At 69.4% G+C, this 16,329-nt stretch carries 10 protein-coding genes and 1 tRNA gene; 8 read left to right on the top strand and 3 right to left on the bottom strand.

Annotated elements, in window-relative coordinates; all coding sequences use genetic code 11:
* Positions 1 to 87 precede the first annotated feature (87 nt).
* Positions 88 to 720 carry an SOS response-associated peptidase family protein gene (locus tag DZG09_RS00195; protein ID WP_119695753.1) on the bottom strand — a complete coding sequence of 211 codons (633 nt, stop codon included), beginning with the start codon at positions 718 to 720 and terminating at the stop codon, positions 88 to 90.
* Positions 721 to 837: 117 nt separating this feature from the next.
* Between DZG09_RS00195 and DZG09_RS00190 the strand changes: the two genes are divergently transcribed.
* The 4 genes from DZG09_RS00190 to DZG09_RS00170 all read left to right on the top strand — a co-directional run bounded on the left by DZG09_RS00190 (position 838) and on the right by DZG09_RS00170 (position 8,152).
* Complete coding sequence (locus tag DZG09_RS00190) at positions 838 to 2,442, top strand: xylulokinase (protein ID WP_119695752.1); 1,605 nt, start codon at positions 838 to 840, stop codon at positions 2,440 to 2,442.
* A 423-nt stretch (positions 2,443 to 2,865) separates the two neighbouring features.
* Positions 2,866 to 4,704, top strand: coding sequence for a hypothetical protein (locus DZG09_RS00185; protein WP_119695751.1), 1,839 nt, complete (start codon positions 2,866 to 2,868; stop codon positions 4,702 to 4,704).
* Between the two features lie 160 nt (positions 4,705 to 4,864).
* Positions 4,865 to 7,252 (top strand): HtaA domain-containing protein, encoded by a 2,388-nt coding sequence (locus tag DZG09_RS00180; RefSeq protein ID WP_162893054.1) that lies wholly within the window; start codon positions 4,865 to 4,867, stop codon positions 7,250 to 7,252.
* A gap of 39 nt (positions 7,253 to 7,291) precedes the next feature.
* Positions 7,292 to 8,152 carry an HtaA domain-containing protein gene (locus DZG09_RS00170; protein ID WP_119695749.1) on the top strand — a complete coding sequence of 287 codons (861 nt, stop codon included), beginning with the start codon at positions 7,292 to 7,294 and terminating at the stop codon, positions 8,150 to 8,152.
* 130 nt (positions 8,153 to 8,282) lie between these two features.
* Here the strand turns inward: DZG09_RS00170 and DZG09_RS00165 are convergent, their stop codons facing one another.
* On the bottom strand, positions 8,283 to 9,827 hold the full coding sequence (locus DZG09_RS00165; RefSeq protein WP_119695748.1) for a MinD/ParA family ATP-binding protein: 1,545 nt from the start codon (positions 9,825 to 9,827) through the stop codon (positions 8,283 to 8,285).
* 249 nt (positions 9,828 to 10,076) lie between these two features.
* On the opposite strand from DZG09_RS00165, the gene DZG09_RS00160 reads away from it, so the two are divergent.
* The 3 genes from DZG09_RS00160 (at position 10,077) to DZG09_RS00150 (ending at position 12,527) form a co-directional block, all read left to right on the top strand.
* Positions 10,077 to 11,564 (top strand): glyceraldehyde-3-phosphate dehydrogenase, encoded by a 1,488-nt coding sequence (locus DZG09_RS00160; RefSeq protein ID WP_119695747.1) that lies wholly within the window; start codon positions 10,077 to 10,079, stop codon positions 11,562 to 11,564.
* Positions 11,565 to 11,622: 58 nt separating this feature from the next.
* Positions 11,623 to 12,267 (top strand): asparagine synthase, encoded by a 645-nt coding sequence (locus tag DZG09_RS00155; RefSeq protein WP_240423555.1) that lies wholly within the window; start codon positions 11,623 to 11,625, stop codon positions 12,265 to 12,267.
* Positions 12,268 to 12,454: 187 nt separating this feature from the next.
* Positions 12,455 to 12,527, top strand: a tRNA-Arg gene (locus DZG09_RS00150).
* 386 nt (positions 12,528 to 12,913) lie between these two features.
* Here DZG09_RS00150 and DZG09_RS00145 read toward each other — a convergent pair.
* On the bottom strand, positions 12,914 to 13,519 hold the full coding sequence (locus DZG09_RS00145; RefSeq protein ID WP_119695746.1) for a TetR/AcrR family transcriptional regulator: 606 nt from the start codon (positions 13,517 to 13,519) through the stop codon (positions 12,914 to 12,916).
* Positions 13,520 to 13,653: 134 nt separating this feature from the next.
* Here DZG09_RS00145 and DZG09_RS00140 point away from each other — a divergent pair, with 134 nt between their 5' ends.
* A complete protein-coding gene (locus DZG09_RS00140) occupies positions 13,654 to 16,311 on the top strand; it encodes an alpha-L-rhamnosidase (RefSeq protein ID WP_119695745.1) in 2,658 nt (885 codons plus the stop codon).
* Positions 16,312 to 16,329 lie beyond the last annotated feature (18 nt).

The raw sequence follows: 16,329 nt of genomic DNA, 5'->3' as shown, positions 1-16,329 counted from the left end.
CGACATCCGAGACCTTCGGTTCGTCGAGCGCCCCTGCCATCCGGAGTCGTACCTGCGGACGCCAGCGCCCGCCCGGAATCATCTGCGCTACGGGCGCGACGCGATGGGGGCAGCGGTGACGTTGGACAGAGCTGCTGTCGACAGCGCGACGGCCTCGTCTACGAGGTCGGACATCGGCGCGCTGCTCGTGAGCCACTCGGTGACGAAGTCTGCGGGTATCAGGACGGGAGAGCGCTCGTGCACCCCCGCAAGCGCGTCAGGCGAATCCTGCATGACGATCGAGTAGCAGGTGAACTCCTGCCCGTCCGGCGTGCGCCCGGGGCGAGTGACCGCCGCCATGGCGAACAGCTCGCCCGACGAGAACTCGTGCCACGTGCGCTGCGGCTTCTGCATCTCGAACCAGCGTGTGGCGGGCACGATCGCCCGCGTCGGTGCCGCCCCTCGCGCGGTGCGCAGCTTCTCGGAGCGCGTGTTGATCGACGGGAACTTCGCCGGCTCGCCGCCCACGAGGTAGCCCCACCACGCCCGTTCGAGCGCGCGCTCACCGCTCGGCGCGGTCATGATCGGGTTGAGGTTGCGCATGTTCTTCCCCGTGGGGCGCAGCGTCTCGCCCTCGTTCTCTCGCGCCCACTCGCGCAGGCCGTCGAGCATCACCTGCTCGTGAGCGAGGATGTCACTCTTGTCAGCGAACCGCGGGTCGAGTCCGTATGACGCGCACATGCTCTCACCGTACCGCCGGGGGCGTCGGACATGAGGCTCTCGAATCGTCCACCCGGCGCGGTAGCTTGGGAGGGTGCCCGACGCCTGGGCGAATTCGACGAGGAGTGAGACCAGCAGATGGAGCACGCGAAGAACGCCGAAGCGATCGGACTCGGCCAGACGGCACTCGGAATCGAACTCGGCTCGACGCGCATCAAGGCGTGCCTGACCACGCTGGGCGGCGAGACGCTGGCATCCGGCGGCTTCGAGTGGGAGAACACCCTGGTCGGCGGGCTCTGGTCGTACTCCCTCGACGATGTGCGCACCGGTCTGCGCGCGGCGTTCGCCGATCTCGCATCCGATGTGGAACATCGGCACGGCGAGAAGCTCGAACAGGTCGGTGCGATCGGCGTCTCGGCCATGATGCACGGTTACCTCGCCTTCGATGCGTCGGGCGAACTGCTCGTGCCGTTCCGCACGTGGCGCAACGTCAACACGACCCGCGCGGCGGCCGATCTCTCGGAAGCGCTCGACGTGAACATCCCGCTGCGCTGGTCGGTCGCCCACCTCTACCAGGCCGTGCTCGACGGTGAGGACCACGTCGCTCGCGTCGCCCGCATCACGACACTGGCGGGCTATGTGCACGAGCTGCTCACCGGCACCCGCGTGCTCGGCGTCGGCGACGCATCCGGCATGTTCCCGATCGACGCCGCGACGCGCGACTACGACGAGTCGCGGCTCCGGATCGCCGACGGCAGGCTCGCGGATGCGGGCGCCGGTCACCTGCGGCTCGGCGAGGTGCTGCCGCCGGTCGGCCGCGCAGGCGAGCATGCGGGGCGCCTCTCGGCAGAGGGCGCGGCACTGCTCGACCCGTCCGGATCGCTGCGGGCCGGCGCGATCGCCGGTCCGCCGGAGGGCGATGCGGGAACGGGCATGGTCGCGACCAATGCGGTCACACCCCGTACGGGCAACGTGAGTGCCGGCACCAGCTTCTTCAGCATGATCGTGCTCGAGCGGCCGCTGTCGAAACGCCACGAGGAGATCGACATCGTCACCACACCCGCAGGCGACGACGTCGCGATGGTGCACTGCAACAACGGCGCCAGCGAGATCGGCGAGTGGGCGGGCGTGTTCGGCGAGTTCGCCGCGGCTCTCGGTGACGACGCGTCCGCCGACAAGGTCTTCACCGCACTGCTCTCGGGTGCGCTCGAGCGCGGCACGGACGATGGGCTGCTGGCATACAACCATCTCGCAGGCGAGCCGATCGCCGACCTCACCGACGGGCGACCGCTGATCGTGCGCACGCCCTCGTCGAAGATGAGCCTCGCCGGACTGATGCGTGCGCAGGTGCGCGGATCGTTCGCGACGCTGAGCCTCGGCATGCGCACCCTCGCCGATGAGGGCGTGGCCATCGACGGCATCCGGGCGCACGGCGGCATCTTCCGCACGGCGGGGGTCGCACAGCGTCTGCTCGCGGCGGCGCTCGGGGCACCGGTCACGGTCGGCACCACGGCCAGCGAGGGCGGCGCATGGGGGATGGCGGTGCTCGCGGCCTACGCGCACGCGTGTGACGCCGGCGAGCGGGCGGAGCTCGCCGCATGGCTCGACGCGAACATCTTCGAGACGGAGGAGACGACGTCCGTCGCACCGGATGAGGACGACATCGTCGACCACGCCGAGTTCCTCGAGCGCTGGTCGGCCGGTCTCGAGATCCAGCGCACCGCGATCCGGATGATGCGCTGATCTGGAGGGGCGGGCGGCAGCGGATGCCGCGTCGTTCCCTGCGCAGGCGGCGGATGTCGATGACCTCTCGACATCTCGGCCATTGCGGCTCCTGAGCGCGGATTCTCGTCAGCGGCGGGCGAGGTGCCTCATGTCGAACTGCCTGCGAAACCGAAGGTTGCGTGCGACACGAGGGTCGCTTAGGGTTGCCTTAGTTAGGTTTCCCTGAGTTTCGGTCGCCCGTGGGTGCGCCGCGGCTCGGATGCAGAACTGCCTGAGGCCGGGGTCAACCGGACCGAGATGGCGGAGCGAGCGCCCTCCCTACCAAGAAGCAGCGCCCGCTCCCAGCCGCCGGCCTCAGGCTGACACGCGCCATCGGCGCGCCTGAAAACAGCGGGGCCGCGCGGCCACGCTGATTCTACCTCCCGGAGGAAAAGGAATCACATGGCAGAAGCAGCATCAATCACACCGTCGCGCGTGCGCGGCGCACTGCACAGGAAGCGGGCCGTCAGCGTGCTGACCGCCACCGCGCTGGCGTTCGGGGGAGCACTTCTCGCTCCGCTGGCCGCGCAGGCGGCGGAGCAGCCGAGTTTCACGGCTGACGTGACGGAGGTCGCGAACGATCGGATCGATGTCGCGATCGAAGGCGACGGCTACGGCGACGTTCAAGCTCTGCCCGGACAGACCGAGCCGCACGCGTACTTCACCCTGGTCGAGCAGGGCGCTGACCTGTCGGAGGTCGGCCAGGCCGACACCGCGATCTCGGCGGAGGTCGAGCCGGACGGCACCGTCAGCGATGTGCTGTCGGTTCCCGCGGACGAGCTGGTCGATGGCACGTCGTATGAGGTGATCTCGTGGCCGTCGCGATCGTTCCCGACGGAGGAGAACCTGTACGCCCGCACGGACATCACGATCGACTGGGCCGCGCTCTTCCCGGAGGAGGCGCCGGTCTTCGAGCCCAGCCTGTCCGTCGACCCGGCGACCGACCTGAACCCCGAGGGCGACACCGTCACACTGACGGGCACGGGATATAACCCGGCGCAGGGCATCTACGTATTCCTGTGCGGCGACGTCGACCTTCCGGCCGACCTCTGGACACTCGCACTCGGATGCCGCGAGGGCGCCGCCGTCGTCTACCCCTCCGACGACACCACGGACGGCCGCACGACGTTCGACGAGGACGGCGCGTTCGAGCTCGAGTTCGACGTGCAGCAGCTGGATGAGGGCGCCACATCCGTCTTCACCGCCGCGAACCACACAGCCGCGACGGACCGAGGACAGGACGCGAAGGCAGCGCTCGCATTCGCCGAGGCGCTGCCGGAGCCGGCTCAGCCGACGTTCACGGCAGACGTGACGGAGAAGGCGGACGAGGGCATCGACGTCGCCATCGAGGGCTCGGGCTACGACGACGTGCAGGCGCTGCCGGGTCAGACCGAACCGCACGCGTACTTCACCCTGGTCGAGCAGGGCGCCGACCTGTCGGACGTGAGCCAGACGGACACCGCGATCTCGGCTTCGATCGAGGCAGACGGAACGCTCAGCGATGTGCTGTCGGTTCCTGCCGAAGAACTGGTGTCGGGCACCTCGTACGAGGTGATCTCGTGGCCGTCGCGATCGAACCCGAGCGAAGAGAACCTGTACGCCCGCGCCGACATCACGATCGACTGGGCCGCTCTCTTCCCCGCCGAGGAGGAGCCCGGTGAGGAGGAGCCGGATGCCGTCACGTTCGCGATCACCGACGCCGACGGCGAGTCCGTCACGTCGGTGACGCAGGGCGACGACATCGGATTCGCCGTCAGCCCGGTCGAGGTCGGAGCGGAGTTCGCCGTGACCGTCGAGTCCGACCCCGTCACGCTGCCGGCCGTGATCGCGGACGCGGACGGCGTCGCTTCGACGACGTGGACCGTTCCAGGCGACTTCGAGACGGGCGATCACACCGTCACCTTCGCGTCTGCCGACGGCGCGGTTTCGCACAGTGCCGAGTTCGAGGTGCTCGCGGCGGAAGACACGACCCCGGATGACGGCGCAGCCGATGCCGATTCGGACGATGGCGCGACCGATGCCGACTCGAATGACGGCGCCACTGATGCCGGTTCGGATGAGAGCAACGGCTCCGGTTCCGTCGACGGCGGGACGACGAACGACGACGAAGGTGATGGCGCCCTCGCGGTGACCGGCGCGGACGCCCCGTTCGCTCTCGTCGGGATCGCCGGAGTGCTGACGCTGCTGGGCGCCGCCGTTCTGGTGGCCGGCCGCCGCGCCGCAGTCGGCAGCGCTCGCTGACCGCAGCATCCGCTGCGACGGCGTGAGCCGGCCCCTCCTCCGTCGGCCGCAGGGTCGACGGAGGAGGGGCCGCGTCAGGCGGCGACGAATGCGCGAAGGCCCGCAGGCGACCTGCGGATCCACGACGAACGACTGAGAACAACCCAGAGAGTGATGCACTGTGGCTCGATCGACACCCATGCGCAGGGCCGCCAGCCTGCTGGCCGCCACCGCACTGGCCCTGGGCGGCGCGCTGCTGGCGCCCGTCGCGGCGAATGCGGCAGCGCAGCCGAGTTTCACGGCGGACGTGACGGAGGTCGCCGACGACCGGGTCGACATCGCGATCGAGGGCACCGGCTACGGCGACGTGCAGGTGCTGCCGGGCCAGGACGGCCCGCACGCATACTTCACCGTGATCGAGAAGGGCTCGGATCTGGCGGCGGTGGAGGATACGCAGGCGGCGATCTCGGCGAGCATCGACGTCGACGGCGGGGTCAGCGATGTGCTGCCGATTCCCGCTGACAGCCTGGATGCCTCACGAGACTATGAGGTGATCTCGTGGCCGTCGCGCTCGTTCCCGACCGCTGAGAACCTCTACGCACGCACCGACATCACCGTCGACTGGAGTGCGCTCTTCCCCGGCGGTGCGCCGGAGACGGCCGCGGTCACACTGTCCGCCGAATCGTCCTCGGCATACGTCGGCGAGGAGATCGAGTTCACGGCCGCGACCGATCCCGACATCACCGGCACCGTCACCTTCTGGAACGGAGGCGATCAGCTCGGCAGCGCGGTGCAGACGACCGATGGCAGCGCCGTGCTGACGACGAAGGATCTGCCGGTCGGCGATCACCGCATCACTGCTCGGTTCGTTCCGGACGATGACGGCTACGCGGAATCGGTCTCCAACGCGGTGCCGGTCACGATCAGCGAGCGATCGACGGAGGGCAGCCTGCAGTGGGGAGTGAAGAGCAACTTCCGCAGCTACGTCACCGGCGACATCGCGGGCGGCAGGATCACTGTGGCGGAGGGGGCGAAGCAGGCATCGGGCAACGGCGTGTTCACCTTCCCCCAGGCATCATCCGGCACCACATGGAACGGGCAGACCGGCACGGTGCAGTACGCCGGCCAGGCGACCTTCTACGGACACAACGGTGCTCTGGACCACACGATCGCGAACCCGTCGATCCGGGTCGCGAACGCGAAGAGCGCCCAGCTGCGGATCGACTACGACGGCAGCACCATCGTCTTCGCCACCATCGACCTGGCATCGGCCGATCGACAGTCGCTCACCGGCGACGCGGTGCGGTTCAGCAGCGCACCCGCAGCGCTGACGCGCGCCGGCGCGCAGTTCTTCTCCTACCAGGGGCACGAGTTCTACAGTCAGGGAGAGACACTCGATCGGGTCACGTTCACGATCGGGCAGGCCAGCGAGGTCGGCGTCACCGAGCCCCCGAAGGCCCAGGGGGGCCGCGGCGACGACGCACACCAGCCCTCCGCCGATCCGGAGCCCGCGCCGACCGAGGCGCAGGGCTCCGCGGCGGCCGGCTCGCTGCGGTGGGGCGTGTCCAGCGCCTTCGTCGCCTACACGACGTGTGAGGGCAAGGAGCAGTTCGGCTACAGCCACTGCGCCAAGGGCTCCGTCTCGACCAGCGGCGTCGGCAGCGGCTACCTCTTCCCGCAGGCCGAAGGCAGCGACTGGGACAGCGAGAGCCAGACGGGAACCGTGCGCTATTCGGGAGTCGTGAGCTTCCAGGGCTACGGGATGACGATGTTCTCCGTGTCGAACCCGTCGATCACGGTGCACGGTCCGACGTCGGCCACGCTGCACACGGGGAACACCGCGAACTTCGGCGCGTCCTCATACCAGCTCGACCTGTCGTCCGCGTCGAAGACCGAGGGTGAGAGCGACGAGGTCACCTGGTCGGGCGTCGGCGTCAGCGGATCGCTCACAGGCGGCCCAGGGGGCGGCAGCTCGAACAGCATCGGCTTCGACGCGCTGACGTTCACGGTCGGCACCGCGAACTCCGACTCGTTCGGCGCCACGTCATCCGGGGGCGAGGACACCACTTACACCGCCGCGGAGAGCGCACCGACCACGGTGGGGCTGGAGGTCCTCACTCCCGCCGACCAGATCCGGGCCGGCGGCCGAATTCAGCTGCAGGCATCCGGATTCGACGCCGACGACACCGGTGTGCTCGTCGTGCTGTACGGCAGCGTCGAGGACACCGGGCCCATCGTGCTCGACGAGGACGCCGCCGCGGATGCCGACGGCCTCGTGCACTGGGCCGGCACGCTGCCCGACGACGCCACGGGCGACCACGTCATCACGCTGCAGGGCAGCGCCGAGGCCGGCGCCGAGATCGCGATCCTCGAGCGGGAGACATCCGTATCCGCACCCACCGCACCGAGCGGGGGAGGGGAAGCGGTCGCGGCTGGCCCTGCCCAGCCCGTGCCCGCAGGCGGCATGGCGCCGTGGGAGTGGTGGACGATCGCCTGGAGCCTCGTCGCGATCGCCGCATGCACGGCGACGCTCGCCGCTCGCCAGCACCGCGCGCCCGCGGCCGTGTAGCGACATGCCCGCAGAACATCAGACAGAGAGAAGAACCCTGTGATCCCTCGTTTCCTCCTGCGTGCGGGCGCGGTCGCGGCCGTCGCATCGATGGCCGCCGTGCTCGCCCCTTCCGCCGCTGTGGCAGCCGACGCGGCGACCAGCTGCGAGATCCGCGGCGGCGCCCTCTCCTGGGGCGTCAAGGAGAGCTTCCGCGCCTACATCAGCGGGTCGATTGCGAACGGGTCGTGGGAGACATCCGACGGCGCCGAGTACGACACCCCTGACTTCCTCTGGAGCGGCGCAACCGGGAGCGTCGACCCCGAGACGGGCGCAGGCGCCGTGTCGTTCACCGGCACGCTGCACTTCACCGGCCACGACGGGGTGCTCGACCTCACACTGGCGAACCCGACCATCGAGTTCGACGGGCAGGGCGCGGCCGCGCTGCTGCTCGACGCGCGGAGCAACGACATGGAGGGCGAGGTCGCCGTCGACACCGAGCAGGAATGGATCGGTGACATCGCCGTCGACGAGGACCTCGCGCCGACCGGTGGCGAACTGGCCATCGACGCAGCGCCGATCACGCTGACGAACTCCGGCGCCGACGCCTTCGCCGGCTTCTACGAGGCGGGGGCGGAACTCGACCCGCTCACGCTCGACCTCGACCTCGGCGACTGCGGCGCCGAGGCATCCACCGCGGTCGCGGACGACAGCTCGCAGGCTGATGCGGGTCAGGCACAGGAGCAGTCCGCCGCCGCGCAGGGCGATGTTCCGTGGCTGCCGATCGGCGTGGCCGGTGCCGCGCTGCTCGTCATCGGTCTCACCGTCGGACTGCTGATCGGCGGGCGACGGCCTGCGCGTCGTCCCGCCGCGGCGTCGAGTCAGGGCAACGGCGAGGAACAGCCCGCAGACACCGCGTGACGGTGCGACCGGCGCCGTATCCGGAGCCTTCCGCTACTCCCCGGTGGCCTCGGCGCGCTGCTCCGCGAGATTGAACACCTCGCGCCTGGGAGTGCTCATCGCGGGGTTCTCCTTTCTTCAGCCGACGGGCTCAGGCCGATGGCGGGGTGAGCGGCAGGCCCCGCGCGATCGCGGCCGACGCGGCGAGCCAGGCGCGCTGGGTTGTGGGGTTCAGCGCGCGCACATGCAGCTGGGACGCACCCATGGCCGGGTCGAACGGGATGCGCACGACGTCGCGCACGAGGTCGGCGTACCCCTGCTCGATGCGCCGGATCTCGGACGGCGTCGTCTTCTCGTCCGACTGGCTCACGACCGCCACCGCGTTCCGCGCCAGAGCGGCGGAGCGCTCGTCGCGATCGGCCAGCGCCTCCAGCAGCAGCGCGCCGGCTTCGGCGTGCTCGGCGCGCGACGACGTCGCCACCACGAGCTGGTCGGTGTGGTCGATCATCCGCAGCCACATCGGGTCGGATTCGTCGTTGCCCGAGTCCATCACGATGAGCCGATAGTACTTCGCCGCCACGGAGTGCACCCGGTCGACGTCACCGCTCGACACGCGCTGCTGGCTCGCCAGCGCCATCGGCTGCGAGCGGAGCACGTCGTAGTGATCGCGCGACTGGTGGTGCACGAAGCGGGCCAGTTCGGCCGACTGCGCGTCCGACGACAGCAGGCGCTCGGTCTCGGGCAGCAGATCGTGCAGGGTCGCGTCGTGCGGCCCCTGCTCCGTGCGCCAGCCGAGTGTGCCTCTGGTCTGGTTGTTGTCCCACGCGAGCACGCCGGCGCCGCCGTGCCGGGCGAACATCGCAGCGGTCAGGATCGTCGTCGGCGTCTTGTTCGCTCCGCCCTTGCCGTTCACAACGGCGATGGTGCGCGGGCCCGTCCACTGCTGGGCAACCGTCACACGGTCCTCACGCTCATTGCGCTCCACCGCGCCAGGCCCGACCTTCACACCGGCTCGGACGAGGAAGCCGCGCCACCCGCGCGTGGCCGGATCCTCCGCGGTCTCGCTCTGGATGAATGAGGTGCGTCCGTGCGGCGAGATCGGGCGTGCGCCCGGCAGACCGGGCTCGGGCGGAGCAGGCTGGCCGAGCGGCAACGGCGTCGGCTCTGCGGGCACCGCAGGCACGGCAGCACCTGCGGTGCCATCGGTGGTGTCGGCCGGGCGACCGGCTTCGGCGTCGGTCCCGCCCTTCGCGCCATCGGATGGTGCCGGTGCGGCTGCAGCGGCGTATTCGTCGATGACCGGCACGTGGCTGGTGCGTCGCGGTCCGGTCGATGAGTCGCCGGGCTCCGCGTGTGGGAGCACCCCTGGAACCGCATCGATGACGCTGCCGGGAGCCGAGCCGACGACCGCTTCGAGGCCCGAGGTCTCATCGGTCGACACCGTCTCGTCCGCCGTGTCGACCTTGCCGTCGGGGTGCACGATCAGGGGCCATGTCGCGTCCGGTTCCTCAACGGTCACTCGCACGGGGCGCTGGAGCTTCTGTGCGCTCTCCGCGCAGAAACGCACGACCTCGCGCCGCGCGTCCTCCGCGCTCTCCGCCTTGATCTGGTGCTCGGTGTCGTTGAGCGTGACGACGCCGGAGCCCGAGTCATCGATGCGCGCGGAGATGGCGGGCCACGTGGGCACGTATTGCATGGAGAAACCCCCTGAAACGGATCCTGCAGCGAGCGGGCGGATGCCTCATCACAGCCTAGTTCGTGCAGGACGGGAACCTTGGATCGCACGCGCGAAGGTCTGAAGCCGTTCCGTGCCCCGCTGTCATTGCTCAAACGAAAGAACTGAAGGTTTTGCGACTCAGATCGGCAGTAAGAACGCCTTCGGAGTTCGTAACCTCTCAACAAGCGGATCTCGAAACACCCGAGCCGCGCGAGACGAAGGAGCGCCATGAACGCGTACGAGGACGAACAGCACGCCTGGGCCGCGCGCGAGGAACTCGCGGAGCGGATGATTCCGGTCATCGGCAGGCTGTATCGGGCGAACGGCACCGTCGTGTCCATCCACGGGCGCCGTCTGATCGGGTGCTCGCCGATCGACATCCTCAAGGCGCACCGATTCGCCAGGCTCGCCGGCGACGACGTGCTCGATCCGGCGAAGACCCTCGCCGTTCTCGAGTCGCTCGACGCACTCGGCCTCGGTGCGGCGTCGATCGATGTCGCCAGGCTCGTCCAGCGCTTCGACGCCGGTGGCGGATCGTACGAGCCGCGGGCGCTCGCAGATTTCCTGCGTGCGGAGCTGGCTGAGGTCGTCGGGGCCGAGCCGCCGCGCCCCACCGACGTCGTGCTCTACGGCTTCGGCAGGATCGGACGCCTCGTCGCCCGCATCCTGATCGCCCACGCGGGGCGCGGCTCCGGCCTGCGGCTGCGGGCGATCGTCGTGCGCTCGGGCGGCGACATGGATCTGCGCAAGCGCGCGAGCCTGCTGCGCCGAGACTCGGTGCACGGCTCGTTCGACGGCTCGATCGAGGTGGACGAGCAGAACCAGACCATCCTGGCCAACGGCACGCTCATCCGGGTCATCTACTCCGACGACCCGGCTTCGATCGACTACACCGAGTACGGCATCGACGACGCGATCGTGGTCGACAACACGGGCAAGTGGCGCGACGAGGAGGGGCTCGGGCGGCACCTGCGTGCGCGGGGCGTCGCGCGCGTGCTGCTGACAGCGCCGGGGCGCGGCAGCGTCAGGAACATCGTGCACGGCATCAACAGCGACGGAATCGAACAGGGCGACCGGATCCTGTCGGCGGCATCGTGCACCACGAACGCGATCACGCCAGTGCTGGCGGCACTCGACGAGGAGTACGGCGTCGAGCGCGGTCATGTCGAGACGGTGCACTCCTTCACGAACGACCAGAACCTGATCGACAACTTCCACTCGGGCGACAGACGGGGCAGGGCAGCGACGCTGAACATGGTGATCACCGAGACCGGTGCGGCGAAGGCGGTCGCCAAGGCCCTGCCGCAGCTCGCAGGGCGCCTGACGGGGTCGGCGATCCGGGTGCCCACACCGGATGTCTCGCTCGCGATCCTGAACCTCACGCTCGAGAAGGCGACGTCGAAGGCCGAGATCAACGCGTTCCTGCGCAGGGCGAGCCTCACGTCGAAGCTGCGGCAGCAGATCGACTACATCGAGTCGCCTGAGGTCGTCTCCACCGACTTCGTGGGCAACAACCGCGCCGGCATCGTCGACGGGCTCGCCACGCTCTCCGACGGCGACGAGCACGTGGTGCTCTACGTCTGGTACGACAACGAGTTCGGCTACTCGAACCAGGTGGTGCGCGTGGTCGAGAAGATGGCCGGCGCCCATCCGATCCAGCTGCCGGAGCGCGACGCGGTCGCCCACGAGGAGGTGCCCATCGCCCAGACCGTGTGACGATGCTTCGCCGGAACCGGCCTCGCTCAGTTAATCTCTATGCGGATGAGGAGGACCGGTGGGACGGAACGCAGACGCGATCGCCGAGGGCGAGGCCATCGCTGTGTCTGCGGCGCGTCTCGAGTTGAAGAACCGCATCCTCGTCACCACGATCGCCGCTGACGCGAACTTCGACACCGACCGGTTCATGCCGCAGGCGCGCGAGGTCGTCGACCGGTTGGCCGTCGAATCGGAGCAGGCGGCGGAGGCGCTGCGGCGGCTGCGCAAGCGAGCGTGGGGGCGGCACTCGCAGTCCCACGGCACGCATGACTACCGTGACAAGGACGTGCGCAATCTGCGACGGCGGGCGAAGCAGTCGATCGGCGTCGCCAAGCGGCTGCGCGAGCTGCTCGACGACACGGATCGCATGCGCGGGATCATCGAACAGGCGCGTGACGCTGCGTGGCAGGACGTCAGGTCGAACATCGACCGCCGCCTGAACATCGAGGCGATGCGCCCGGATGAGGATCCGGACTACGACCGGATGCGCGAAGCGCGCATGCAGGCGCTTCGCCTCGTCGACCTGCAGTCGCTGGCATCGCAGATGCGTGCGAGGAAGAAGGTCGAAGGCGACGACGGGGGCGAGCCGGATGACGCGAGTCCGGATGGCGCGAGTTCGGACGACACGAGTCCGGACGATGGCGGGGGCGACGGGCGCGGCTGAAGGACGGGGCGAGGCCGCGGGCGCGGACGAGCCGGACGAGCACTCCGCGGACGGTGCAGGCGAAGGACACGGCTGAGCAAGCCGCAGGGTTTCGCGCCACGCCCGGGTGCGGTTCGAGCGCGGCGCGATTTCACGCGTCACGGAGTCGTGGGTTATGATCGTTGGGTTGCTTCGGCAGCAGCGCCAAGCGCCTGTAGCTCAATGGATAGAGCATCTGACTACGGATCAGAAGGTTGGGGGTTCGAGTCCCTCCAGGCGCACGTTGTGATGAGTCGGGACATAGATGACATCTATGTCGCAACTTAAGAGACAGATCACGAGAAGGAGCCCGGCCATCGGCCGGGCTCCTTCTCGTTGTTGCGCCAGTAGTTCCTGGTGGGGTCGATGGCGTCGGTCGTGAGGACATCGCGGGTTGCCGGACGGAAAATGCGGATCGCGTCGCAGACCGGCTTAGAGGTCTACCGCTCGCACGACGGCACCAGCCTGATCGTCCTCACCCGTTTCCGGTCCGCAGCGGCCATAGAGAGATGGCGCAGACCAGATCGGTTCCGCAGGCACTTCGAAGACCTCCAGCCGCTGATCCAGACCATCACCTCCACCCCGTGGCCTTCATCGCGGCCCACGACGACTGCCAGTTGGCCAGCCGCTAGAGCGGAACAGCGAGCAGGCGCTCGAGATGCGCGCGCAGAAGGACAGCCATGTCGAATGCGCCGCCTGTGAGCAGCCATTGGACCTGTAGGCCGTCCATCAGCGCGGTGACGTCACGGGCCGCTTCGGGGGGCGAGATGCCTGCGGTCAGCTGGCCGGCATCTGCTGCCTCGGCGAAGGCCGTCTCGATCGCGCCGACAGTCGTCTCGTACCGCGCGACGAAGTAGTCGTGGGCGGGGTGGTCCGCGCTCGTCGCCTCGGCGGACAGCATGCAGTGCAGCTCGACGAGACCGGGTGAGGATTGGTTGTAGGCGGTCAGCGCGATGAGCGCGCGCAAGAGGTCGATCCCGTGGTGCGAGTCGACGTCCATGAACTCGAGTGAGAGCTCGTCGCGGCGCTCCAGGATCGCGGCGAGCAGTGCTGCCTTGGAATCGAAGTGGTGCAGCAGACCGCTCATGCTGATGCCCACTTCGTCGGCGATCCGCTGGATCGAGCCGGCGTGGTAGCCGTGGGCGGCGAACACGCGGATCCCTGCCTCCAGGATCCGACTGCGTCGTTCTGCGCTCTTGGCGTACGGCCCGCGCACGGTGGGGACAGGTGACATGCATCGACCGTATCGCGCTGTCAGCGGACATCGGATGAAACGTTCCACAAAAACAGTGTAAGCACTCGGGTTTCGTGGTACTTTTGGCGAGGCAGCGTCGCAGACGCCGCGGAACGAACCGCTGAAGGACGAGGATGTCGCACACGCAGACACTGAGAGAGACCCGGATCGCCAGACTGTGGGTCGGCGGACGCGGAGGTCCGCGCCATGTGGCGGATGCCCGTCCCACCGTGAGCTGGATCGTCGCCACTTCCGCTGAGAGCTGGATTCAGGCGTCCGCGCTGCTCGAACTGCGACGTGGCGACGGTCATGTGGAGACCGCCGAGATCCCGGACGGTCAGAGCGCGTCGGTCGACTGGCCCTTCGCCCCGCTGAGAGGTTACGAGGCGGTCGAACTCCGTGTGACCGCGCGCAGCACGGACGGCTGGTCGACGGGGCGGAGCGAGTGGCTGAGCGTCGAGGCCGGGCCGCTGTCGCCGCAGGACTGGTGCGCCGCCTTCATCGCGGCCGACGGGTCGGAGGACGTCGACCCGGGTCTATCCGTCGCGCACGGCGCCACGGCCGACGAGGTGCGCGAGCAGCTCGTGGCCGACGGCCCCGCCCGTCGCGTGTCGCGCTTCCGTCGTGAGCTGACGGTCGCGCGCGCGGTGCGGCGAGCGGTCCTGTCCTACACGGCGCATGGAATCGCGGAGATGCGGATCGACGATGTCGTCGTCGGCGATGACCTCCTCGCGCCCGGATGGACCTCGTACTCCGACCGCCTCCTCTTCCGCAGCGTTGACGTCAGCGCGCACCTCCGTCCGGGGGATCACACGCTCGGGGCCTGGGTGGCGCCCGGTTGGTACGCCGAGCGGTTCGGTTTCGACGGCGACTTCCGCCGGACGTGGCACGGGCCGCGTGCGCTCAGCGCGCAGCTGCGGATCGAGTACACCGACGGCGACGTCGAGACCGTCGTCACCGATGGGCGGTGGACCGCGACCGTCGAGGGGCCGATCGAGTTCGCGAGCATCTATCAGGGAGAGCGGCACGACGCCCGCCGCGAGGACGACGGGCTGGCGGTCGGCGGTGCGCTGCCGGGCGCCCGTCCTGCGCGCGAGGTCGATGCGGATCGCTCTCGACTGCGCCCGGCAGCGTTGCCTCCGGTGCGCGTGACGCAGACGCTGCCTGTCGCGTCCGTGATCGCAGCGCCGTCCGGACCGATCCTGGACTTCGGCCAGAACGTTGTCGGGCGCGTGCGCCTGCGCGTGCGCGCCGGAAAGAGCATCGAGGTGGTGCTCAGACACGCGGAGGTGCTCGAGCGCGGCGAGCTCGGGACCCGTCCGCTGCGGTTCGCCGCCGCGACCGACCGCTGGACGCTGCGCGGCGATCCCGACGGTGAGGAGTGGGTACCGCGCTTCACATTCCACGGCTTCCGCTACGCCCAGGTGACAGGCATCGATCCTGACTCGGTCGAAGCCGTCGCCGAGGTGCTCCACACCGACATCGAGCGCACCGGGTGGCTGGAGACCGGAGTTCCCGCGCTCGACCGGCTGCACGAGAACATCGTGTGGGGCACGCGCGGCAACTTCGTGACGCTGCCCACAGACTGCCCCCAGCGCGACGAGCGCCTCGGGTGGACCGGCGACATCCAGGTCTTCGCGCCGACTGCGGGGTACCTCTTCGACACGCACGCGTTCCTCTCGTCATGGCTCGAGGACTTCGCGGCTGACCAGAGGCGTCTGGGCGGCATCGGCCCGCTCTACGTGCCGGTGATCGACCAGGACCTCTTCCCACCAGCGGCGATCGCGGCCTGGGGCGACGCGGCGACGGTGGTGCCGTCCGTGCTGTGGGAGCAGTTCGCCGACCTCCGGGTGATCGAGCGGCAGTACGAGAGCATGCGCGCGTGGGTCGACGTGGTGCGCGCACAGGCGCCTGACGGACTGTGGAGGGAGGGGATGCAGCTGGGGGACTGGCTCGACCCGTCCGCTCCACCGGATCGCCCGTTCGAAGCGCAGACGGCCCCGCACCTCGTGGCGACCGCCTATCTGTTCCGCTCGGCGTCGCTCCTGTCCGATGCGGCACGTCTCCTGGGGCGTGAGGATGAGGCGAACGAGTACACCGCGCTCGCCGGTCGCGTGCGCGAGGCGTTCATCGGCGAGTACGTCGCGGAGGACGGACGCATCTCATCCGACAGTCAGACGGCGTACGCGCTGGGGATCGTCTTCGGGCTGCTGCCGCAAGAGCTGGTCAGCGCCGCTGGCGCCCGCCTCGCCAGAATCGTGGAGGACAACCGGCACAGGATCGGCACCGGTTTCGTCGGCACGCCGATCGTGTGCGATGCGCTGACGATCTCAGGGCACCGCGAGGTGGCCCAGCGCATGCTGCAGACCGACGAGATGCCCAGCTGGCTCTACCCTGTCGCGATGGGGGCGACCACGGTGTGGGAGCGCTGGGACTCGATGCTTCCCGACGGCACGATCAACCAAGGCGAGATGACCTCGTTCAACCACTACGCGCTCGGTGCGGTCGCCGACTGGCTGCACCGCGACGTGGGAGGCATCGCACCGCTCGAGCCCGGTTTCCGCCGTGTGCTCGTGCGCCCGCGTGCGGGCCTCACCGCTCGTGCCTCAGCTCGCTACGACTCCGTGCACGGCACCTTCCGCGTCGATTGGGAGGCGGCAGAGCCCTCCGCAGGCGAGCGCAGCCCGCTGCGCGCGACGGTCGTCGTCCCGCCCAACGCCCGAGCCGTGATCGACCTGCCGGGGGCGCGCCCCGTCGAGGTCGGATCGGGCACCCACCGCTTCGGCGTCTGATGCGCCGAGAACCCCACC

The sequence above is a fragment of the Microbacterium halotolerans genome, assembly GCF_003569805.1.
Lineage (GTDB): Bacteria > Actinomycetota > Actinomycetes > Actinomycetales > Microbacteriaceae > Microbacterium > Microbacterium halotolerans.
This window is presented reverse-complemented; position numbering and strand designations above follow the sequence as displayed.

Coding starts and splice junctions, on each gene's coding strand:
- DZG09_RS00160 (WP_119695747.1), top strand. CDS start 10,077: ATGAACGCGTACGAGGACGAACAGCACGCCTGGGCCGCGCGCGAGGAA.
- DZG09_RS00145 (WP_119695746.1), bottom strand. CDS start 13,519: ATGTCACCTGTCCCCACCGTGCGCGGGCCGTACGCCAAGAGCGCAGAA.
- DZG09_RS00190 (WP_119695752.1), top strand. CDS start 838: ATGGAGCACGCGAAGAACGCCGAAGCGATCGGACTCGGCCAGACGGCA.
- DZG09_RS00140 (WP_119695745.1), top strand. CDS start 13,654: ATGTCGCACACGCAGACACTGAGAGAGACCCGGATCGCCAGACTGTGG.
- DZG09_RS00165 (WP_119695748.1), bottom strand. CDS start 9,827: ATGCAATACGTGCCCACGTGGCCCGCCATCTCCGCGCGCATCGATGAC.
- DZG09_RS00195 (WP_119695753.1), bottom strand. CDS start 720: ATGTGCGCGTCATACGGACTCGACCCGCGGTTCGCTGACAAGAGTGAC.
- DZG09_RS00185 (WP_119695751.1), top strand. CDS start 2,866: ATGGCAGAAGCAGCATCAATCACACCGTCGCGCGTGCGCGGCGCACTG.